Raw genomic sequence first — 22364 nt, 5'->3', positions numbered from 1 at the left:
TCGTTGTGTTTGATTAACTCATAAAGACTTAAATTGATTCTATCTGGGTGATTATTTAAATGAGTTTTTTTCTTCCCTTAAAACCCTAAATACTTCTAATGAGCTATTTGATGTTGCTCCATGTGATAATGCATATTGTTGTACATCGGGTTCACCGGTTCGTAAAAAAGGATTAATTAATAATTCGAGTTCCAGGGTCGATGGAAGTGTGCAAGATTGGGGTGAGCTATGTAATTTTTTTAAGTATTGTTGAATAACCAGGTTATTAGGTTCTACTGTTTGCGCGAAGCGCAAATTTTGTTCTGTGTATTCATGAGTACAAAATATTTTTGTGGTAGGGGGTAATGTTTTGAAAAGATGCAACGATTGATGCAGTTGTTCCATTGTCCCGTCAAGAACACGACCACAACCTGCGGAAAAAAGCGTATCCCCACAAAATAATAATTCGTTCCGAGGCTCATAATAACTAATATGACTTGAGGTATGTCCTGGATTAAATAATATTTCGAAAACACATGTTCCGACTCGAATGGATTGATGTTCTTGTACCGCATTATTTACGCAAGGAATGCGCGGATCACTTGGACCATAAACAGTGCATGAGTGATAGGTTTTAAGTAATTGACTCACTCCTCCAATATGATCTTGATGATGATGAGTTAATAAGATAGAGCGCAAGCTGAGTTGGTTTGTATGAGCAAATTGCACTACTGGTTCTGCATCACCAGGATCGACACAATCAAATGTGCCTGCGACTTTATCAATAATTACCCAAATGTAATTATCTGAAAAAGCAGGAATGGGGTAAATAGTCATGAATAAGCCTCAATAATGTAGGAAGAACTACCTGGATTAAAATAAGTTTTAAGGGTATTTAATACAGTTTTCATTTCTTCTGCTAAAGTAAAGGGTGGATTAATTATCCAAAGACCACAACCTGACATCCCCTCCATTGGAGTAGATGTCAGATTAAATTCAATACGTAACGCATTTTTGGCATTGATTTCTTTCATGCCTTTGTTGAGTTTATCAGTTAATTTTTTATCGACCAGCGGATACCAAAGACAAAATACACCTGTAGCAAAACGAGAATAAGCTTGTTTGATTGCAAGAGGAATTTCTTTATATTCTTCTTTTATTTCAAATGAAGGATCAATGAAAACTAATCCTCTTTTTTCTGGTGGTGGAAGTAGTGCTTTCATCGCTGCGATACCGTCAGTATTACTGAAATGTACTTTCTTATTCATACGCTGAAGCTGACTGAGGGCTTCAAATTCCCTTGGATGGAGTTCGCAAAAATACATCCTGTCCTGCATTCGTAGCGTGTTGATCGCGAGAAACGGTGAGCCGGGATAATATCTTAATGAATCAGTAGAATTGAGTTGGTTAATCAACTGAAGGTAGTTTTGAAAAACAGAGGGTAGGGTGTTTCTGTTAGACCAAATCAGTTGAATGCCTTGTTTGTATTCCTGGGTCTTTTCAGCTTGTTTATTCTTTAAGTCATATAAACCTTTACCTGAATGGGTCTCAAGATATAAGAGAGCTTTATCTTTACGTGTTAAGTAATTTAGAAGATGGGTTAAAGCAATATGTTTGATGACATCCGCAAAATTACCTGCATGATATCCGTGTTGATAACTGAGCATGGTGTTCCTAAAGCATTTTTATAATTGTCTACTATACTCTTTTTAAGAGAGTATAAAAGGGGAAAGCTATGGATCTTCACGAAGATTATGATGACCAATCATTCTCTGATTATAATTATGATGATGATATCGAGTCTTCAGCCCATCGAAAAAACGTCAGACGTATGCTTGAGGAGAAGCTGGAGCGTAAACGTCTAAAAGAGGAATTTAAAGATGATTTCGATGAGTTGAGCGGAGATTTTGATTGGGATATTTTAGATAAGTAACTGAGCCTCTTTAAAAGAGGTCAGTTAATAATTGTTTTGGAACAAAAGGCAATGATTTCTTATTGTTCTTACACTATGCCTATTGATTCGCTAAGGTGGCTGCTTTTAGTGTATTCTCAAGTAATGTGACTATAGTCATTGGCCCTACGCCACCAGGTACGGGGGTGATCCATGAAACTTTGTTTACCGCATTTTTAAAATCTATATCACCCCTAATACTGCCATCTGCTAATCGATGGATGCCTACATCGATAACGATCTGTTCTTTACTAAGCCATTCGCAATCAACAACATCCATTTTTCCTGTAGCGATGATGACAATATCAGCAGTGCGCACAAATTTTTCTAATTGTTGGGTGAATTTATGAGCAATGGTTACTGTTGCTCCAGCAAGGAGCAATTCTAAACTCATAGGTCGACCGACAATATTTGATGCACCAATAACGAGAGCATGTTTCCTTTTGACTTCAATATGATAATGTTTTAATAAATGCATTATGCCAAGAGGAGTACATGGACGTAATAATGGGTTACGCTGAGCAAGTCGTCCCAAATTATAAGGATGGAAGCCATCAACATCTTTTTCCGGTTTGATATGCTCAATAATGACACGTTCATTTATGTGCTTGGGTAATGGCAATTGGATGAGAATCCCATCAATTTGATTGGAACAATTTAAATCATCAATCAGATTGATCAATTCTTCCTGTGTTGTTTTTTCAGATAGATCATAGGAATGAGAGGTAATACCTACCTCGGCACACGCTTTACGCTTATTGGCTACGTAGACCGTAGAAGCAGGATCATTGCCAATAAGAACAACAGCAAGGCCGGGTGCGCGATGATTTATTTGTACAAAATCATGCACATGGTGTTTTAATTCTTCTCGACGAAGAGAGGCGACAACCTTTCCATCAATCAATGATGCTGACATAGCTACCCATAAGAAAAGCAAGGTAATAAATTATGAATTAGAGGTTGGGGTAATGCAATAGAATTAATGGTGTCTATAGTAATTATCCAGAATTTTAAGTTACCCCCAAACGTTTCATTGAACTGATGTATTAGAGGTTTAAACCCGTTTTCTTAAAGTATTATAGATCCAGGCGATGAGAAAGCTACTAATGAAGGTACTAACAAATACTCCAACTCCACCAAGGACGCATTGGAGTAAAGAAAGATCATAAGTCATGTAGATGGTTCCCATCATCCCTGCAAAGGGTTTCCCTTTATTAAAAATTAAAACCATCAACCCCATGAAGAATGTCGATATTCCTGATAGAGCGCCAAGAGATAGTCCTAAAGCAATCGGATCTATTTTGCCGAATTTCATGATAATTACCTATTATTTTCATAATAATTCATTCCATTATTATTTATTATGATAGTTATGGGAAGTATCTAATCTTCATGCAAGATAAATTAAGAAAAATTACATTTATTTTATTCAGTAAAGAGGGGAGTAAAAATTGCTAAATGTTTTGCTATAGAGCATGATTGACTCATACGCTTGCTATGTCTATACTGAAAAATCTTTGATTTTATGGTAAATATCGTGGAAGAACTTACTGAATTGCTTAGACCATCTTGGGGTGCAGAAAAATGGATTTTAGAGGGATGGAACAAGATTACCGTAGAAGAGAAACAACTCATTAAAAATAGAATAAATGAGTTATTTTGCGATGGTTTACCTTTTGAACTTCAATCTGACAAGCTTTTTTATATTTATACGTTTTCACTTTTAGCACAGCTCGAAGTATTGGCAGTGCAAATTCCTCTTAAATTTGAATCAAAAATGTCCACTGTTGAATACAGAAAACGTATGCGTCAACAATTGCTTGATGAAATATTTCATGGTTTAGTATTTACTAAAATTGTTTATATGCTTTGTGCTCCTTATGCTTCTCCACCACCTTATAGTCCTCATATTGAAATCATTTGTAACTTTATTCGGGCAGAAAGTTGCCCTAAAGTAGCAATTATGTTGCTTAATCTTATTGGTGAGGGATGGATTGAGGAAATATTTGAAAGTTTACATCGCTATGGTGTTGCGCCCAAAGTATTCAAGACAATTCTTGAAGACGAGCATCGTCATGTATGCGAAGCAGAGTTATATCGCGATATTGGCATGCCAGATGTTGAGCAAATAAAACCGAAAATTGCTTATCTGGAAGAACAATTAATAACCAATATTTTTATGCAATATAAATATATGTCTTCTGTTAGTGCTTTATTGGGAGTTGAAGGAGTGATGCATTTTAAGGAATCACTCAATGAAAAGCATACCCAGCAGCTCCGTAAAGTCAATCTTGATCCCAGTGAAAATTGGAAAAATTTCATGGGGTTTGCGGATGAGCTATTACCTAGAGTTCGAAATTATACTGAGTCCAATCGAGAAGTTGAAATGACTCCGATTCGAAAAGTACTCATGACCCAGTGGGATAATCCTAGCGATCCAACTATGACTGGACAGTTTAGTATCGATATCTCATGCCTTGATTTTTTTAATAAAAAATTTGCCTCAGAGACCTTGACCACATTGATGTTGCAGGCAGTTAGTTCCTGGATGACATTATCGGATTCTTTTAGAAATTATTTGAGTTTTAGAAAAATTTTTCAAACGAAAGAAGCATATGTCGGTCTTGTTGTATTGCTACCAGGATGTGGCGATCATCTTGGAACAATTGTTTTCGAAAATTGTCATAATCTTAGCTTTTATGAGTTGTCAGCAAAAATTCGAACCATAGTAGGCATGATGGTTTATTGCTATAAAAAACGTGAACAATTGGAAAAAACAAATCCACGTGTACAGCAACTTATGAAGGATATGGTTTATGAATATGCATATAACACTTATCCTTATCCCCTCGCAGGAACACCGTACATTTCATTAAGTAATATAGGTGTTTTTGGCTATACTCAATCGATGGCACCTCTTCGTAAAACTGAGTCCATGCGCTTTACTATCATGGAAGTTGACCGAAAACCTGTGTGGCAACATGAAACTCAATCATTTGTACCTAAAGATATGTTGCCTGTATCAATCAGTGCGGATCATCGTATTTTTGATGGTAATTCGACAGTTCCTAAAATGGTTGAAGAAAGGTTCCAGGCTATGTTTGCTAAAATGTGCAAGGAAAAGCCGAAATCAAAACAAGCATTGCATCAGCATGAACAATTAGAGTTACTTATAGATCAATTGATTGAAACTAATATTGAATTGGGGTACAAGACTTTGATGTTACTTCAAACCTGTTGGTTTGATTTTATTTCTATTGAAGATTGCTATACTGCATCCCATTATCATGGGATGCAAGATTTCACTCAGGAGTCAACTCTTATCTAACGTAATCAAGTAGAAAGTTGTATACCCAGGCAGCAATATAACTACTAACAAAAGTGTTCATAAGTACTATGGCCGCACCAAGGCCGGCATTAGCCAAGGAGGGAGTATATGAAAGATATATACTCCCAACCATGGCGACAAAGGGTTTTCCAGTGTAAAAAACAAATGCCGCTAAGCCCATAAAAAAAGAAGCGAGGGCTGATAGAACACTAATAGATATTCCTAAAGCAAGCGGATTTATTTTGCTGAATTCCATGACTTTTATCCTATTTTCAATATTAATTCATGTTATTATCAATTATTCCTATTGAGATGGGAAGCTCATTTTTGTTAGAAATTTTATAGAGATAACGATGGACTCTTGCCTTCATTGCAAGTACAGTTATCTAGTCAAAGTACTATTTTGTAATCGAATAGTTCTATATAAGATGTTCATGTGAACCCTAATTACTTGAATGGATTAGTAAAGAATGCTAATTTTTTTAAAAACTAATTTCCTGCTTGCAAATCCAATGGGCATGGAGCGCTGATTGAAAAAAAAGGTTTTATTCTCATCTCTATTTTCACTTACTTTGCCAATGAGCGCCTACTCTCTAGGATTAGGTGAAATGAAAGTAGAATCAGCATTAGACCAGCCTTTTCTCGCTGAAATTGAGTTACTCGATGTACAGGACGTTTCTTTGTCTGGTATTAAAGTGGGGCTAGCTGAACCGCAAAGCTACCGAAGTTTAGGTATTGAGCGCTCTGAAGAAGTTAATTCTCTTTCTTTCGATATTAGAAAAAATGAGAAGGGAAAATTCGTTGTAGAAGTTCACTCTACAGAACGAATGACGGATCCTTATGTGCAACTAATTGTTGATTTGATCTGGCCAAAAGGACAAATCTATAAAGTTTATACGGTATTGTTGGATCCACCAGGCTATAAATTAGCGAATGCAACTGCACAAAGCGGTTTAACATATCAGAGAAAATTCGCTAATCATCAAAATGTAACGGATTCGACTAAAAAATATCATAAAGTGAATCATGCTGGTCAAAAGAAAATTGCAGTTTATGGTCCTACAATATTTAATGAAAATGTATGGCAAATTGCGCAAAGATATAAAACTTCTGAAGCAATTTTACCACAAATTGTTCTTGCAATTGTGGGAGCAAATCCTGAAGCATTTGTTGATGGAAATTTAAATGGATTGAAAACCGGTGTTCGCCTTAAAATTCCTTCTGATAAAGAGTTTCAGGAGGTTCCCGCTGACTTAGCTACAGTTGAAGTAATGGCTCATGATAAAGCATGGAATGAAAAAGCATCAATTAATCATGTAATAGCTCCACCCTATATAACAGGTCAAGCATCTAGTGCTGACTCTGTTGAGTACTCGCAAATACCTCCTGTGCCAAAATTTTCTGATGTTTCGACTTTGGTACCGAATCAAACGTTCTCGAGATTTACTTTGCCAAGTCCAATCCCGTCACTGGAGACTCAAAAACAAGTAAGTCCAGAGCAAAATAGGACACTGAAGGCTGAAATATCAATTACAACTGCTGCTGTAGATTCTTTGCGAGAGTCTAATGCACTATTAACAGAACAATTAAGCTTATTACAAACGCAAAATAAAAAATTACAAAACCAATTGGATATGCGGGATCAGGAGCTTCAATTAATCCGTAATCAAATTCAAACGATGATGAAAGAGCGGATAGCAATTGCAGGGCAAGCCAACTCCAAGAGCAATTCTGATCAACCCTATGAGTCTTGGATTCTATTCCTATTATTGCTGGTTGCTGGTGGAGCTAGTGGCGTCGTTGCATATTATTATTTTAAATGGCGTGATCAAGGAAAGAAAGGATCGCCTACAGAGAAGAGCAATACACTTCATCGGGCTTCAACTCGACCCATTATTAGTTCAGATGATGGGCTAATTACGAAAGATCCCCTACAGGAAAGAAAATCTGAGCCCCAAGTAAAATCTGAGCCTGAGGTAAAATCTGTGCCTGAAGTAAAATTTAAATCTGAATTAAAGCCTGAACCTAAATTAGAAGATGCCGGTGATCTTGGAGAACATACTTCTGCTGCTATTGAGCCTCAATTGCTGATAACAGATGAAGGGCAATTGCTGGAAATTATACCTACTGAAGAAAAAATTGAATCATCCAAGCAAACTGATGAAAGCAAAAAAGATAAACATCAAGAGGATAATTTACTAGAGTTTGAATCGGGTTTACATCATAAACTTACAACAAAGCCCACCCTAGATGAAGATAATTCTCAAGAGCTCGTAGAAGATGACAATGGTTTGGATTTTACTCCTTCTTCATCTGTTGAGGTCATTCAAACACAGAAAGAAGAGGAGAGTAGAGGTCTTTCCCAGTTAAAGAACAAAAAGGCATTAGATACTCTGTTGGCTCTTGCAAGAACGTATATTGGAATGGAAGATATAGAATCTGCATTGCATTCTCTAAATGAAGTAATGGAGCATGGTACCAAGTCACAAAAAGAAGAAGCTCAACGCTTAATTGATGAGATTCAAGGGAAGTCATAATGTTTTTAATTCTAGCCAGGGCGAAGGCAAAGACGTAACCCCGGATCCATTATCAAATTAACCCGGGCTGTGCTATGCCCAGGCAATGATGTTTTCCTTTCTTTATTTGACAAAGTTTTTTTCAGTACCAAAAAGATAGGTAGCTGTGATTAAGACTTCGTTTGAACGATAGGAACCAAGATTTAATGATTCTCCAGTCCATGCATTAACTCCGTGACCAGAGGAGAGGGGGCCTAAATCCTGATAAATATAACCAACTGAGAGGAACAATTGCGGAAGGATTTGCACATCAACCCCGGCACCTACATTGTAAGCGAATTCACTTGTATTAGAATTTCTATACCCAGCACTAACTCGTGGGGTAACTCCTGCAAATGCTGTTTCACTATAGTTAGAAATATTGTTGAAAGAGGTGCCTATCCCTCCGTTAATATACGGTGAAAAAATTCCATATCGCATCAGATTAATTTTTCCAGAGGCTAATAAGAGATTGGAAGTAAAATCCAGATTGTAATTGTAGTTGGTAAATTGCGGTAAGGAATATTGTGTTATTTCACCGCTGATATGTGTTTTGAAAAAGTACTGCCAAAAGATACTCAATGAATAAGAAGGAAACCAGATGCTATCATTATGCCAACGTCGGCCCATAGAGGCTGCAATAACTCCTCCATTATCATTCGTGATTGAGTAACGATCAGCACCATAAGGAGCTGGAAATCCCGAGCCATTATTTACTTTCGTATGGGAATTTAACTCAGGAAATTGCGCGCCTCCTCCAAGTGATGTAAACCAATTGCCTTGAGCGTTGGAAATAGATTGATGTAAGGAACTTTGTATGTTTTCGATATTCTTAGAGTAAGAGGGGCTATGGAAGACAAATAATAAAGTGGTAATACCTAAGTAAAATAAATTCCTTTTCATAATGAGTCTCAATTTAATGATTAAGATATGCACCAATAAATGGCGCTAATTAATTGCGGCATGAGAAAGTATCATAATTGAATGAATCAAATCAATAAGATAGTTTGAAGATGCTTTTTGAAGAAGGGATTTTATCTGTAAATTTATAGTGTGCAAAATTCTTTAATTACTAAAAATCAGAATCTAGACAAAAGAAATTACTATAATATCTAATAAACTTGTAAATCAATCATATTAAGGTATAGACAAAACATATACTGTATTATAAATTGACCCTTTTATCAGGAATATTCAATGCGTATTGCCTTAGTGCTTGAGTACGATGGTAGCCAGTATCATGGCTGGCAAGCACAAACAGGCTTGCATACTGTGCAACAAGCCATAGAACATGCTTTATCAAAGGTAGCAGATGGCCCTATTTCTGTCGTTTGTGCAGGCAGGACAGATACTGGTGTGCATGCTACAAATCAAGTAATTCATTTTGACTGTGATAAAGTGCGCAGCATTCGTGCATGGATCCATGGAGTGAACTCTTTTCTGCCTAAAGACATTTGTGTTAAATGGGGGAAGGAATTAACAGAAGAATTTCATGCGAGATATTCTGCTACTGCAAGAAGATATCGTTATGTCATTTATAATGGAGCCATTCGACCTGCTTTATTTCGAAGCAATATAACTTGGCAATACAGGCAATTAGATCATCGTCTGATGCATCAAGCGGCCCAGGTTTTATTAGGCGAGAATGATTTTACTTCATTTCGTTCTGTTGAATGCCAGTCAAACACGCCTATGCGGAATATCCATAAATTACAGGTTAGTCGCACAGGTGATTTGGTTATAATTGATATAACTGCTAATGCTTTTTTACATCATATGGTGCGTAATATCGCTGGTGTGCTAATTGCAGTCGGTTCGGGAAAACATCCTGTATCTTGGGTTGATGAGGTACTAAAAGCAAAAGACAGGAGACTAGGTGCAGAAACAGCACCCGCGTATGGATTGTATTTAGTGCAAGTGACTTATCCTCAGACGTTTTCAATATTACAGAATAATCCGGGACCTTCTTTTCTTGTGGAGAAATAATGAATCTGGGACGCATGCGAGTCAAAATGTGTGGAATGACACGTAGCGAAGATATCGCACATGCCATTAATCTGGGTGTTGATGCTATAGGTTTGATTTTTTATCCAAAAAGTTCTCGTTATGTTTCAATAGATCAGGCAAAAGCCTTATTAAAAGATTTGCCTGCATTTGTAGATTCGGTTGCTGTTTTGGTGAATCCTGAGCGAGATTTAGTCTATAAAATAGTAGAAGAACTGCCAATTCAGTTATTGCAGTTTCATGGTGATGAATCAGCTGAGTTTTGTAAGCAATTTAATAAGCCTTTTATAAAAGCCATACATTGTAATTCAACCGCATATATTCATCAGACAGTACAGGAGTTTGAAACCGCAAGCGCGTTGTTGTTAGATACACCTTCAGATGTAGCGCGAGGCGGCACTGGATGCGCTTTTGATTGGAAAATTATTCCACAAAAGGTGGAAAAGCCTTACATATTGGCTGGTGGATTAGATGAGTTTAATGTACTCGAAGCAATTAAATCATGTCATCCTTATGCCGTAGATCTGTGTAGTGGTATTGAGGTATCACCTGGGATTAAAGAGCATGGCAAAATGAGTCGATTTATGCAGAAATTGTTAAATTGGTAATATAGTAGCCTGGGTGAAGCGCAGCGTAACCTGGGAAATTGGATCGCGGATCTCGGGTTATGCTGCGCTTCACCCAGGCTACATTTTTAAGAAGTTAATGAAGGTAGAAATGAACAAAAAAGAGCTTCCTGACGAGCACGGGCACTTTGGTCCCTACGGTGGTATTTTCGTAGCAGATACTTTGATGTATGCATTAAAACAATTAGAAGAAGCGTATGCAAAATATCGAAAAGATCCCGATTTTTTAGCAGAGCTAAATGCTGAATTAAAAGATTATGTAGGACGACCTAATCCACTTTATCATGCACAACGTTTAAGCAGGGAAATTGGTGGGGCACAAATCTATTTAAAACGAGAGGATTTGAATCATACCGGAGCGCACAAAATTAATAATACGGTAGGGCAAGCGCTCCTTGCTACACGTATGGGAAAAACCAGGGTAATTGCCGAAACAGGCGCAGGCCAACATGGGGTGGCTTCAGCAACAGTAGCGGCTAAATTAGGTTTGGAATGCGTGGTATATATGGGGGCTGAGGATATAAAACGTCAGTCATCTAATGTTTATCGCATGAAATTGTTAGGCGCGGAAGTTGTCCCAGTCACATCAGGGTCGCAAACGTTAAAAGATGCATTAAATGAGGCGATGCGCGATTGGGTCAGCCATGTTGATGATACCTTTTATATTATTGGGACAGTCGCAGGCCCACATCCTTATCCACAGATGGTTAGAGATTTTCAATCTGTTATTGGCATTGAAGCTAGAGCCCAATTTCTGGAAAAGACTGGACGTTTACCCGATGCATTAGTTGCTTGCGTAGGTGGAGGCTCTAATGCAATTGGTTTATTTTACCCCTTTTTGAATGATTCAACAGTTGCCATTTATGGAGTTGAAGCGGGAGGAAAAGGTTTAGAAAGTGGCGAACATTCTGCTTCATTGATTGCCGGAAAACCAGGGGTTTTACATGGTAACCGAACTTATTTGCTCTGTGATGAATACGGTCAAATTAAAGATACACATTCGGTCTCTGCAGGCCTTGACTACCCTGGGGTAGGACCGGAACATGCTTATTTAAAAGATACTGGGCGTGTAATTTATGAAGCCATTAATGATGATGAAGCGCTGCACGCTTTTCGTACTTTAACACGGGTTGAAGGAATTATTCCTGCTCTTGAGTCCAGTCATGCAGTTGCCTATGCAATGAAACTCGCCAAGAACATGTCTGCGGACCAAAGTATTATCGTGAATTTATCGGGTCGCGGTGATAAAGATATGCACACTGTGGCTCAAATTGATGGGATTACCGTATGAATCGAATTGACAAAACATTAAAGCGTCTTCACGCGAGTGGCAAAAAAATGCTTAGCCCTTACATTACTGCCGGAGATCCTTATCCAGAAATCACGGTAAAACTGATGCATGAGTTGGTTAGAGCCGGAGCAGATATTTTAGAACTCGGAATTCCATTTTCTGATCCCATGGCTGAAGGACCTGTTATCCAAAAAGCAATGGAGCGAGCGCTTGCTCAGGACGTGCATTGCCAAACTGTTTTGAATATGGTGAAAGAATTTCGTTTGCAGGATCAAGAAACGCCAGTTGTTATAATGGGGTATTTAAATCCTATTGAGCATTTTGGTTATGAACTTTTTGCACAACAGGCATTAGAATCCGGCGTGGATGGAACGATATTGGTAGATTTACCTCCAGAAGAAAGTGAGGAAGTAGCCAAGATCTGGCAAAAATATGGCTTATACAGTATCTTTCTTTGTTCTCCTACGACATCAGATGAGCGAATGGCATTAATTAACCATTTCGCCAAGGGATATTTGTACTATGTGTCTTTAAAAGGTGTTACTGGTTCTGATGCATTGGATATATCGTCTTTAAAATCGCAGTATCAACACCGTAAAGCACAAACCAATCTTCCATTAATGGTAGGCTTTGGTATAAAAACACCAGAAATGGCTGCAGAAGTTGCCAGATTTGCAGATGGTGTTATTGTTGGAGCTGCCCTGATTACGCGAATTCTGGATGCTTATAACGCGAATAGAGATATGTTGGAAGCTGGGGCAGATTTACTTTACTCTATGCGACATGCTATGGATAAAATTTAAAATAATGGCAAAGCTTATACCATTATTATTCCTGCTAATGAGATATAGAGAACATGGCCTTTTGTAAACAGGCTTGGATGAACGCAATGGCGTGACCTGGGAATCCGGTATTATAAGATACCGGTATTATGAGATAAATCGAGTTATAGCTTATTTTTACTGAGGCTACATAGTAATAACAGTGACGGAAAAATCCCAATGATAGAATTAACTGAAAAACGAGCTCATTTTATAAGGCAACTGATTACTGATGAACTGGCGAGTGGCAAACATAAGTCTGTAGTGACTCGTTTTCCTCCCGAACCTAATGGATATTTGCATGTAGGGCATGCTAAATCTATTTGTTTGAATTTTGGTTTGGCGCAAGAGTTTGGTGGTATCTGTTATCTACGTTTTGACGATACTAATCCAATTAAAGAAGAGGAAGAATATGTCAACGCCATTATTGAGGATGTACGCTGGTTAGGTTTTGAATGGTATGACATGACACACTCCTCAGACTATTACCATGAGCTCTATGATTTTGCAGTATTACTTATAAAAAAAGATTTGGCTTATGTCGATAGTTTAAGCATGGAAGAAATTCGTGCTTATCGTGGAACCTTGCAAGAGCCTGGACGTGAAAGCCCTTACAGAAATAGACCAATAGAAGAAAGTTTGGATTTATTCTCACGCATGAAAGCAGGGGAGTTTCCTGATGGTGCTCATGTATTAAGAGCAAAAATTGACATGCAATCAGGTAACTTGAATATGCGTGATCCGGTAATCTACCGCATTCGACATGCACATCATCAACGCACAGGCGATGAATGGTGTATTTATCCGATGTATGATTATGCACATCCTATTTCTGATGCTTTAGAAAAAATTACTCATTCATTGTGTACTTTAGAGTTTCAAGATCACCGTCCACTTTATGACTGGTGCGTTGACAATTTGCCTTTACCTGCAAAGCCTATACAAACAGAGTTTGCTCGTTTAAATTTATCACATACAGTTACTTCAAAGCGTAAATTGCGTGAACTGGTTGAACAAAAGGCGGTTTCTGGATGGGATGATCCACGAATGCCTACTATACGTGGTATGAGAAAACGTGGTTACCCGGCAGCTGCAATTCGTCAGTTTTGCGAAGTAATAGGGATATCACGTAGTGATTCTGTAATTGATATGTCCATACTCGAAGAATGTGTTCGTGATGAGTTAAATAGAACAGCGAAACGTGCTTTATGCGTTATGGATCCTATAAAAGTAGTTATAGAAAATTATCCTGAAGGCAAAGTAGAAGTATTAAAGCCAGCTTATAATCAGCAAGATCCAAATTCGGAGCGACGTGATTTACCATTCACTCGAGAGCTTTTTATTGAACGATCAGATTTTATGGAAGAGCCACCCAAAAAATACTTCCGTTTGTCTCCTGGGGCTGAGGTACGTTTACGTCATGCTTATGTAATCAAATGTCACGAAGTGATTCATGATGAGCAGGGTAACATTGTTGAGTTACGCTGTACCTATGATGAAAAAACTTTAGGAAAAAATCCTGAGGATAGAAAAGTAAAAGGCGTCATTCATTGGGTATCTTGTGCACATGCTTATCCTGTAACTGTATTGGAATATGACCGTTTATTTAATGATCCCAACCCTGGTCGAGAGGACGATTTTTTTCAATTTTTAAATCATAATTCATTACAAATAAAGCAAGCCTATTGTGAACCGGCTTTAGCAAATCAACAATTAGGCGAGGTGTTTCAATTTGAACGCTTGGGATACTATGGTGTTAATGAATTAAAAGATGGACGTGTTAACACATTTCATCGTGTAGTTGACTTGAAAGATACTTGGGGAAAACTAGGGTAAGCTAAAGGGGCAGATATGTTGCATTTATATAATTCTTTAACCAGAACAAAAGAACCATTTGTTTCTATTTCACCTGGAAAAATTGGTATCTATGTTTGTGGGATTACTGTATATGATCATTGTCATATAGGCCATGCTCGCTCTATGGTAGCTTTTGACGTTATGGTTCGTTATTTGCGTTCCCAGGGATATGAGGTGAAATATGTGCGTAATATTACGGACATTGACGACAAAATTATCGCACGCGCACATGAACGTGCAATACCAATAGATGAATTGACTGCTCAATATATTGCAGCAATGAATGAGGATACACAAGCGTTAAATATTTTACCGCCGGATGTAGAACCAAGAGCTACGGAACATATAAACAGTATTATTCGATTAATTGAGCGTTTGCTTGCGAAAGGAAATGCATATCTTAGTGATAATGGTGATGTATGTTATCAAGTCAACTCGTTTGCTGATTATGGTAAATTATCACACAAGGATTTAGAAGGATTAGTCGCTGGAGCACGTGTTGAAATTGTGAAAGAAAAACGTTCTCCATTGGATTTTGTTTTATGGAAAAAAGCAAAACAAGGCGAGCCCAGCTGGCCTTCTCCTTGGGGGGAAGGACGTCCAGGCTGGCATATTGAATGTTCTGCCATGGCAATGAGTGAGTTAGGTGAGCAATTCGATATTCATGGAGGAGGATTGGATTTACAATTCCCTCACCATGAGAATGAGATCGCTCAGAGTGAAGCGGCTACTGAAAAAACATTTGCAAATTACTGGTTGCATGTAGGAATGTTGCAAGTTAATAACGAAAAAATGTCAAAGTCATTGGGTAATTTTTTCACTATTGCTGATGTTTTGGCTAAGCACCATCCTGAAGTTGTTCGTTATTTTCTATTAAGCAGTCATTACCGTAGTTCATTGAATTATTCTGAAGAGAATTTGACTAATGCAAAAAAAGCATTAACTCGTTTATATCAAACCATAAAAGACAATAATACTATCGTAGACGGGGAATTAGATAATCATTGGATTAATGAATTTAACCAGGCAATGAATGATGATTTTAATACTCCAGTTGCATTATCTGTTTTGTTTCAGCTTAGCCATGAAGTAAATAAGAATAACTCACCGACTCTAACTGCTACATTGAAGCATTTAGCAGGTATTATGGGGTTATTGCAGGCCGATCCAGCTTCTTTCTTGCAGTCAGGGTTTGCTGAAGAGGATAAGGTAGAAATAGAGCAATTAATTGCAGAACGACTTCAAGCACGTGCCGATCGCAATTGGGAGCGCGCTGACCAGATAAGAGCAGACTTATTAAGTCGTGGAATCGAGTTAGAGGATGGAGTGAATGGAACTACTTGGCGTAGGGTAGAATAGGACATTATTTATTTTAATTCTAGGCTATTGTAGCCCGAGTTTAGCGCAACGAAACTCGGGCTTTTTTTCTGGATGTTTTATGCCTCAATCATAAAGATTCATGGCTTTGAGAAAGACAAAGGTTACTTTTTTTTGCTATATAAGATCTCAATTTCATCCATCCTAACTTAGTTTGTTGATTTGGGCTGAATTGTTTTCCAGATAAGCTTTATTTTCAAAGTGATTTATTATTGAGTCATGCGATCTTTCTATGTACGAATTGCGGTGAAAATACTCTATGTGTTGCTACGCGGAACACATGCATTTTGGTAATAGGCTTAAATGCCGTTTTCAATTAACTCATGTTTACTCTATAATCACGCTGATTATTTTTAATAACCAGTTCAAGATCCACTTTGTATAGTATGGCTGTGAAACCTTTATTTTTTTTAATATTTTTTTTTTCAGCAATTTGTCATTCAGAAATAGCTGATTTAGTCTTAGATAACTATAAATCAAATCTTTATAAATTGCCTATAGTGAAACAAGAGCACTTTTCAATAAGAATGTATCGAATCACCGGCAATAAAGAACATTTGAATTCTGTTATTGATTATGTTTTCTTTTTGAGCAATAAATATCACTATCTTTTCTCAAGTTTCGATCAACCGGAGCTCATCCTTAAAAAATCAAATAATTTATTATTAGATGCTCACCAAAATCCTATGCAAAAATACAAGTTACGTATCAGAAAAATATCACAATATGGAGATCTATTTTTTTATCTTTACTTATTAGAGATAACCAATAAAATTTTTTCATATCATTTGGAAAATACGTCTCTGTTTCCACAAACCAATATCGTTATCGACGTATTAAAAACTCAAATTACTCGGTTGGAGGAATTTATCTTAAATGAGGAAAACATTAAAATTTATGGGGCTCAATTAGTTAATTACGTTTATTACTTACATGATTTGCACATAGTTGATTTAAGAAAATCCTATACCAAACTATTTCAGCATACTTTTCCAGATTATAAGGATAGTCAACTATCAGAATTGGAATATGAAGCAAAAATTTATGGTATGACCCATTTTGTTACAGCAGCGAGCCATTATTATCAGAGTTCAGTTAATGACGATGCTTTTCGTTGGATAAGTGAATATTTTGAGCGCAATATACAACAAATAATGGAGCGAACTGAAAATGATGTTATCGCCGAAGTAGGGGTTTGTTTGTTGTTATTAAATAAAAAAGATTCTCCAGCAATTAAAATAATAAGGGATCATTTAGAACGAGTATATAACATACAACATCAGATGATTCCTACTCGTTCTAGATCCGTAGATTTTATATTTGGTGAACATCGTAATATTCTTACCGTAATGCTTTTTAAATGGCCAGAAAAACTTATGGATGGTCCTTTTTTTACAGAAGAATTAAGATTAATTAATTGATGTTTGTCTTTTGCCAATGAAGATGGGCAGGAACGGGTAGGGAAATCCAGTTTTAAGATCTTTGTTCTAAAATACTATTATCTAATAGTGGACTCTTATCTTTTTTTGTTGAATTTATTGTATTACGAAATAAAAAAATAAGGATTAAAAAAAACAGCAATAAGAGTGCTATCCAACCCATAAGGTAAAAGCAATCATCGAGAGCTAAAGCAGTAGCCTGTCGCGTAAGATAGAAGTTTAATTGTGCCGAAGCATGTTTACCCTGAAGATGTAATAATTTGGCCTGCGCTAGAAACCGTTGTGTTTCTGGAGAAAATGCAGTCAAACTACTCCCTAATCGAAGATGAAAAAATACTTCTCGTCTATGCCATAAAATAAGAAACAAAGCCACTCCTAATCCACTGCCCAGCAAGCGCGAAACATGAAAAAAGCAAATGCATTCAGCAAGTTTTGTTTCAGGAAAAGTGTACACTGCTAGATGAAAAAGAGGGGATAAAAATAGTGCAAGGCCTACGCCTGCTAATCCTCGTGAAAATGCAATCCGATTAAAATTAATATCCACATTAAAGTAGGCCGTATAGAAACAGGAAATCGCAAAAAAAAGTAAGGCAATGAGCAATGGATAAAATGGTTCATATTTCCTTTTATTGATGAGTACTGGAATCCATCCACAAAAGGCCATTGTTCCTATGATGAGGGCAATCCAATCAGGAGTATAATTAACGTAAAGTTTTAGCCATAAAGACAATAAGATAACCATGCCAAAATAGAGTGCGAAAAATAATGCGATATAAATCATCGCGAATGAAAAATAAAAATTTTTTAGTAATTTCAAATCAATCACAGGATGTTGGACTGACCAACTTCGTAAAATAAAAAAAACAAGACTGATTACACCAGAAACAAGCAAAAAAGTAATTAAAGAAGAACGAAACCAATCTAACTCTTGGCCAGTAGTTAAAGCTGTTCCAATAAAAATCATGCTGATGCAATAGTACAAATATCCAACTCTATCAAAATAGTTCTTTTTTACGGGCTCATGATATTTTCTATAACCATAACCTACATAAAAAATTAGAAAGATACATAAAGGTATATTAGAGAAAAAAAGGAATCGCCAATGGTAGTCGTAAGCAATCCAAGCACCATAAGAAGCACCTATTACGGGAATTATTGAAAGACAAATCAATACTAAAGAAACAATATAGACTTTATCCTTATTAGGAGAGAGCAAAGGAATAAGGGTACATGTAATAAGAAGAAACATTGGTCCTGAAGCAAAACCTTCTAAAAACCTGAATAAGATAAACGTAAAGAAATCACTGGCAGTAGCACATCCCCACGAACATAAGGCAGTAAGACTGAGACAAACAACAAAAAGTTGAATAGGGCTTAATCGCGTTACATCAGGTTTTCCCAAAGGTACGCCTAAAAGATTTCCAATACAAAAAAAACTGACTGTATACGAAGTCATATAGGGACTGCCACCCAGATCGCTTACAATATATAAACCTGCCATTATAGGTAAGGTGAGATTGAAGATTACTGCAGCAAGTGATAAGAGTAAAATATAGAGAATCATCGTTTACTCATTCCATTTAAAGCAATTTTATTTAGAGTAAGTGGCGTATTGGCGTATTTCTGGAGATTAGGATCCAAATTAGTATTTATAATATCTGCGATAAGTTGTTCATCACCTTTTTCTTCTTTTTGATAAATGTCAGTAACATAATGGGGGGATCCGGAATTTGATGTGGGTACTAAAGGGCCGCTTTGATCGGATAGATCGGTAGTTACTTCTAAAGAAAGGCCAATTCGCAGAGGATGTTTTTTTAATTCCTCCGGTTCTAAAGCAACTCGAACTGGCAATCTTTGAACTATTTTAATCCAGTTTCCTGAAAGATTTTCGGGGGGTAATAGGGAAAAAGCATTCCCGGCACCACCTGGTAAACCAACAATTTTACCGTGAAATACAACATCAGAACCATAAAGATCTGAAGTAAACGTAACGCTCTGCCCAATGCGCATTTTTTTCAGCTGGGTTTCCTTATAATTAGCGTTTACCCATATTTGATCCAGAGGAATAATAGACATCAGTGGTTCTTTAGGCGAAAGCCACATGCCTACCTGAATGGTTCTTTGGGCTACAAGTCCATCTACCGGCGCATATATTTTACACCGATATAACTGTACCCAGGCATCACGTACTTCCTGCGCTGCTGCTTGTACCCAAGGATGTTCGATTATGGATGTGCCTTGTACAAAAGCGAGCATTTTTTGATAGTTGTTTTCAGTGCTTTTTAATGAGGCAATTGAAGCTTTTAGATCATCTTGTGCATTTTGATAATCTTCTAAAGAAACTCCTTTGACATCAATTACGTCATAGCGATGTTTCAGGTTTTGTCGTGCTTTTAGAAGTTGTGCTTTCTTTACTTCGATCTCTGCAGCCAGGATAAATACATCATGAAATGCCTGGCATACATCGCGTACTGTACTTGCAAGTTTCTTCTTGGCTTTTTCCAGGGCTATACGTGAGTCTGTTTCATTTAGTGAAACAATGAGCTGTCCTTTTTTTACCAGAAAACTATCGTCGGTATAGATACCTGTTACGAATCCAGGGCGTAAGGACTTGATATAGACCTGATTCCCTTGCACATAGGCATCATTGGTATAAACTTGGTTTCGCCACACAAAAAGCCAATATAAAAAAAGGAAAATAAAAAGAGCAATAAGAATGACGGTAAAATAAAAAGAGGCGGATCGTTCTTTCATGAGTTTTTCACCAACGGTATCGTTTTTTGATAGTAACCTCCTCCCAAAGCTCTGGTTAATTTTATAGAGGCTAAGTATTGGTTATAAAGTAGAGTAACATCTACGAGTTCTTTTTGAATGACTTCTTCTTGTAAAAAATAAAGATCAAATAAACTATCCAAGCCTTTTTGTTGGCGCAAATAACTTAATTGATAACGTTGTTTTGCAAACTCCACTACTTGTTTTTGTTCTAACTTTTGCTGATAGACATCCTCCGCGAAAGCTAATACATCAAGAACTTCTTGAGTACTGAATAAGAGTAAATTATTGTATGCATCTATTGCTGCATCAAATTGTGCTTTAGTTGCATTGATATTCGCTCTTATTGCTCCTGCGGTGAAAATAGGTAATTGCAAGGCAGGTCTAATTGCTGCAGTACCACTCGATAAGTCCAAAAACTTTCTCCAACTGGTGCTTTCCAGACCAATCAGACCAGCCAGATTGATATTGGGATAATATTCTGCCATTGCGGCTCCTGTTTTATAGGCTAGGGCTTTGGCTCGCCAAATTTGCGCCATAAGATCGGGTCTGCGAGCTAAGAAATCCAATGGCAGTATTTTGGGAATATTTAGAGTCTTAGGTAATGAGGGAAGTGTGGATTTAATTAACAAAGGAGTATCTGGCCCACGTCCTGCTAAAGTATTAATCAGGTGTTTATCGGCTGTTAACTCATCAGTAATACTTGAAAGTAATTTTTGAGATTCAAGCAGCTTTTCTGAGGTTTCTAATGCAGGCAATTTTGATGAAAGTCCTTTTTGTACCAATATGTTTTGTAATTTTGCAGTTTTTTGTCGTACTTCAATTAATTGCGTAAATAATTTTTTTCTGACCAGATTCGTTTTATATGCAAAAAAGGCTTGAGCAATTGCAGTACTTGTAATTAACTCCACTTCTGCGGCTTCCGCTTCTCGAACTTTTGCCTCTCCTAAAGCGGAATAAAAAAGATTACGGTTTTTGCCCCAAAAATCAAACTCATAAGTAAACGAAAGAGAAAGATCCAAGAGTCTGGCGTTTAAAGGAAATGTATGATTGAATGCGCGATATAAACCGTTTTCACTTACATATTGTCGATTTTCATCTGCATTAAAAAAAACTAAAGGAGCTAATAACGAGCGTGTAACAATGGCTTGCTGCTTAGCAACTTTAATACGATTTTTGATTTCATGAATTGAAGGATTATTCGCTAAAGCTTCTGTAACCAGGGCGTTGAGTTCGGGATTATTATAAGATAACCACCATTGTTTGTTAGGCCATTTGCCTTCAGAAAAAATCTCTTTTTTTTGTAAACTTTTGTTAATGGAGTGTTCCATGGCTGGAACGGTTTTTAGATTTTTAATTTGGCTTTGTTGCGGTAGAGAAACAGTACAGGATACTAATGTATATAAACTGAAACAAGTAAATCCCCTGATCCAAAGCCGCATCACACTTCCTTTTTATTTGGCAACACATCTTAATCATTAAATGTAACTTCATTCCATATTATCATAAGCTGTTTTTGCATGGGATCGAAGCTATCTTATATAGTAACCATTAACATCTGATTTTCATAGGAATTTTCTATTGTGCAATAGGAAACAAATTGTTTGAAGAATTAAAGTATTCTAGCTCGGTTCGTCACTTTCTAGGTAATGGGTTACTATTACCAAATCACTTCAATCGTCATGGTTTATCACTTTGATTCCGAGCTAGAGTGTGTACTATGTTGTTTTATGAGTTACTGGCCCATAGGCTGCATTTCTATTTCTATTTCTTTTTTCTCTTCCGGGATCAACGCTGCTATGCTATCTATTATTGATGCTAAAAATTCGAGGCAAAAGCTTTGAATAGGATTAAATGGGGCGTTTTGCTCAATATTTTCAAGCGCCATGTACGTACCGAATTCAGTAAAATGCAGTAAGGTCTTAAATATATTACTTGCATTATTTAGCCAAGTATCGAACGAATCAACCTTGTCAACTTTAGGTATAGGTATTGCCATGGGCTGTTTAAAAAACGGATCTTGAAACTTATAAATAGAACTTACTCTCGTTAAGTCAAGATATGCTTCATTAGTTTTCTCGCGAAAATATTGTTTTTGCTTTCCAGATGGCATGGCTCATTTTCCTTCTATAATCAACATTTAAAAATTAATTTAAACACAACTTTGCTGTGTAAAATATATTCAAATTATACAGGAGAAAGATTAAATTAACATTAATATTATTCAATATGTATTTATTTCGCAGGGCGATTTCATCAAAGTTTAAAAACCAATCACTTTTCTTAAGTATTGAGTAGAAAGAGCAGCTTTCATTCTTTTTAAAGCAATACCATCCTGAGAGGATTTGTCCTCTTCCAGCAATT

Annotated in this window: 21 protein-coding genes; 10 read left to right on the top strand and 11 right to left on the bottom strand. The window is 36.9% G+C overall.

Annotated elements, in window-relative coordinates:
* Nucleotides 1-51: 51 nt before the first annotated feature.
* Together gloB and ELY20_RS03635 are read right to left on the bottom strand one after the other, a co-directional pair.
* A complete protein-coding gene (gene gloB / locus ELY20_RS03640) occupies nt 52-816 on the bottom strand; it encodes a hydroxyacylglutathione hydrolase (protein WP_110141545.1) in 765 nt (254 codons plus the stop codon).
* Complete coding sequence (locus ELY20_RS03635; protein WP_110141546.1) at nt 813-1646, bottom strand: 23S rRNA (adenine(2030)-N(6))-methyltransferase RlmJ; 834 nt, start codon at nt 1644-1646, stop codon at nt 813-815. Before ELY20_RS03635 ends, gloB begins: the two co-directional genes overlap by 4 nt.
* 68 nt (nt 1647-1714) lie before the next feature.
* Here ELY20_RS03635 and ELY20_RS03630 point away from each other — a divergent pair, with 68 nt between their 5' ends.
* Nucleotides 1715-1912: a PA3496 family putative envelope integrity protein gene (locus ELY20_RS03630; protein ID WP_110141547.1), complete on the top strand. Its 198-nt coding sequence runs from the start codon at nt 1715-1717 to the stop codon at nt 1910-1912.
* Nucleotides 1913-1991: 79 nt separating this feature from the next.
* Here the strand turns inward: ELY20_RS03630 and folD are convergent, their stop codons facing one another.
* Nucleotides 1992-2846, bottom strand: coding sequence for a bifunctional methylenetetrahydrofolate dehydrogenase/methenyltetrahydrofolate cyclohydrolase FolD (gene folD, locus ELY20_RS03625; protein ID WP_110141548.1), 855 nt, complete (start codon nt 2844-2846; stop codon nt 1992-1994).
* A 138-nt stretch (nt 2847-2984) separates the two neighbouring features.
* Nucleotides 2985-3245, bottom strand: coding sequence for a hypothetical protein (locus ELY20_RS03620; protein ID WP_110141549.1), 261 nt, complete (start codon nt 3243-3245; stop codon nt 2985-2987).
* Nucleotides 3246-3467: 222 nt separating this feature from the next.
* On the opposite strand from ELY20_RS03620, the gene ELY20_RS03615 reads away from it, so the two are divergent.
* Nucleotides 3468-5258: a 2-oxo acid dehydrogenase subunit E2 gene (locus ELY20_RS03615; protein ID WP_110141550.1), complete on the top strand. Its 1791-nt coding sequence runs from the start codon at nt 3468-3470 to the stop codon at nt 5256-5258.
* Here ELY20_RS03615 and ELY20_RS03610 read toward each other — a convergent pair.
* Nucleotides 5251-5514 (bottom strand): hypothetical protein, encoded by a 264-nt coding sequence (locus ELY20_RS03610; protein ID WP_110141551.1) that lies wholly within the window; start codon nt 5512-5514, stop codon nt 5251-5253. The two genes, ELY20_RS03615 and ELY20_RS03610, sit on opposite strands and share 8 nt — an antisense overlap.
* A 274-nt stretch (nt 5515-5788) precedes the next feature.
* On the opposite strand from ELY20_RS03610, the gene ELY20_RS03605 reads away from it, so the two are divergent.
* Complete coding sequence (locus ELY20_RS03605; RefSeq protein WP_110141552.1) at nt 5789-7795, top strand: FimV/HubP family polar landmark protein; 2007 nt, start codon at nt 5789-5791, stop codon at nt 7793-7795.
* A 102-nt stretch (nt 7796-7897) separates the two neighbouring features.
* Here ELY20_RS03605 and ELY20_RS03600 read toward each other — a convergent pair whose 3' ends face one another.
* Nucleotides 7898-8716, bottom strand: coding sequence for an outer membrane protein (locus tag ELY20_RS03600; protein WP_110141553.1), 819 nt, complete (start codon nt 8714-8716; stop codon nt 7898-7900).
* 294 nt (nt 8717-9010) lie between these two features.
* On the opposite strand from ELY20_RS03600, the gene truA reads away from it, so the two are divergent.
* From truA to ELY20_RS03565, 7 genes are all read left to right on the top strand, one after another.
* Complete coding sequence (gene truA, locus ELY20_RS03595) at nt 9011-9799, top strand: tRNA pseudouridine(38-40) synthase TruA (protein WP_110141554.1); 789 nt, start codon at nt 9011-9013, stop codon at nt 9797-9799.
* Nucleotides 9799-10425 (top strand): phosphoribosylanthranilate isomerase, encoded by a 627-nt coding sequence (locus tag ELY20_RS03590; RefSeq protein WP_110141555.1) that lies wholly within the window; start codon nt 9799-9801, stop codon nt 10423-10425. Before truA ends, ELY20_RS03590 begins: the two co-directional genes overlap by 1 nt.
* Before the next feature lie 109 nt (nt 10426-10534).
* Nucleotides 10535-11734: a tryptophan synthase subunit beta gene (gene trpB, locus ELY20_RS03585; RefSeq protein ID WP_110141572.1), complete on the top strand. Its 1200-nt coding sequence runs from the start codon at nt 10535-10537 to the stop codon at nt 11732-11734.
* Nucleotides 11731-12537: a tryptophan synthase subunit alpha gene (trpA, locus tag ELY20_RS03580; RefSeq protein ID WP_110141556.1), complete on the top strand. Its 807-nt coding sequence runs from the start codon at nt 11731-11733 to the stop codon at nt 12535-12537. Before trpB ends, trpA begins: the two co-directional genes overlap by 4 nt.
* Nucleotides 12538-12735: 198 nt before the next feature.
* On the top strand, nt 12736-14391 hold the full coding sequence (locus tag ELY20_RS03575; protein ID WP_110141557.1) for a glutamine--tRNA ligase/YqeY domain fusion protein: 1656 nt from the start codon (nt 12736-12738) through the stop codon (nt 14389-14391).
* Nucleotides 14392-14406: 15 nt separating this feature from the next.
* The gene (gene cysS / locus ELY20_RS03570; protein WP_110141558.1) at nt 14407-15771 is read left to right on the top strand and encodes a cysteine--tRNA ligase; all 1365 of its coding nucleotides are present in this window, start codon (nt 14407-14409) and stop codon (nt 15769-15771) included.
* Between the two features lie 410 nt (nt 15772-16181).
* Nucleotides 16182-17210, top strand: coding sequence for a DUF3541 domain-containing protein (locus ELY20_RS03565; RefSeq protein WP_158618858.1), 1029 nt, complete (start codon nt 16182-16184; stop codon nt 17208-17210).
* A gap of 52 nt (nt 17211-17262) precedes the next feature.
* Here the strand turns inward: ELY20_RS03565 and ELY20_RS03560 are convergent, their stop codons facing one another.
* From ELY20_RS03560 to ELY20_RS16950, 5 genes are all read right to left on the bottom strand, one after another.
* Complete coding sequence (locus ELY20_RS03560; protein ID WP_110141560.1) at nt 17263-18792, bottom strand: MFS transporter; 1530 nt, start codon at nt 18790-18792, stop codon at nt 17263-17265.
* Nucleotides 18789-19982: an HlyD family secretion protein gene (locus ELY20_RS03555; protein WP_110141561.1), complete on the bottom strand. Its 1194-nt coding sequence runs from the start codon at nt 19980-19982 to the stop codon at nt 18789-18791. The genes ELY20_RS03560 and ELY20_RS03555 overlap by 4 nt, the downstream gene beginning before the upstream one ends.
* The gene (locus ELY20_RS03550) at nt 19979-21442 is read right to left on the bottom strand and encodes an efflux transporter outer membrane subunit (protein WP_110141562.1); all 1464 of its coding nucleotides are present in this window, start codon (nt 21440-21442) and stop codon (nt 19979-19981) included. Before ELY20_RS03550 ends, ELY20_RS03555 begins: the two co-directional genes overlap by 4 nt.
* Before the next feature lie 293 nt (nt 21443-21735).
* Nucleotides 21736-22113 carry a hypothetical protein gene (locus tag ELY20_RS03545; RefSeq protein ID WP_110141563.1) on the bottom strand — a complete coding sequence of 126 codons (378 nt, stop codon included), beginning with the start codon at nt 22111-22113 and terminating at the stop codon, nt 21736-21738.
* 150 nt (nt 22114-22263) lie between these two features.
* Nucleotides 22264-22364: hypothetical protein (locus ELY20_RS16950; protein ID WP_233590492.1), on the bottom strand; the 101-nt coding region annotated here is incomplete at its 5' end.

This window comes from Legionella qingyii, assembly GCF_003990155.1.
Taxonomy (GTDB): Bacteria; Pseudomonadota; Gammaproteobacteria; order Legionellales; family Legionellaceae; genus Legionella; species Legionella qingyii.
The sequence above is the reverse complement of the archived record's forward strand: the minus strand, read 5'-3'. Positions and strand labels throughout refer to the sequence as shown.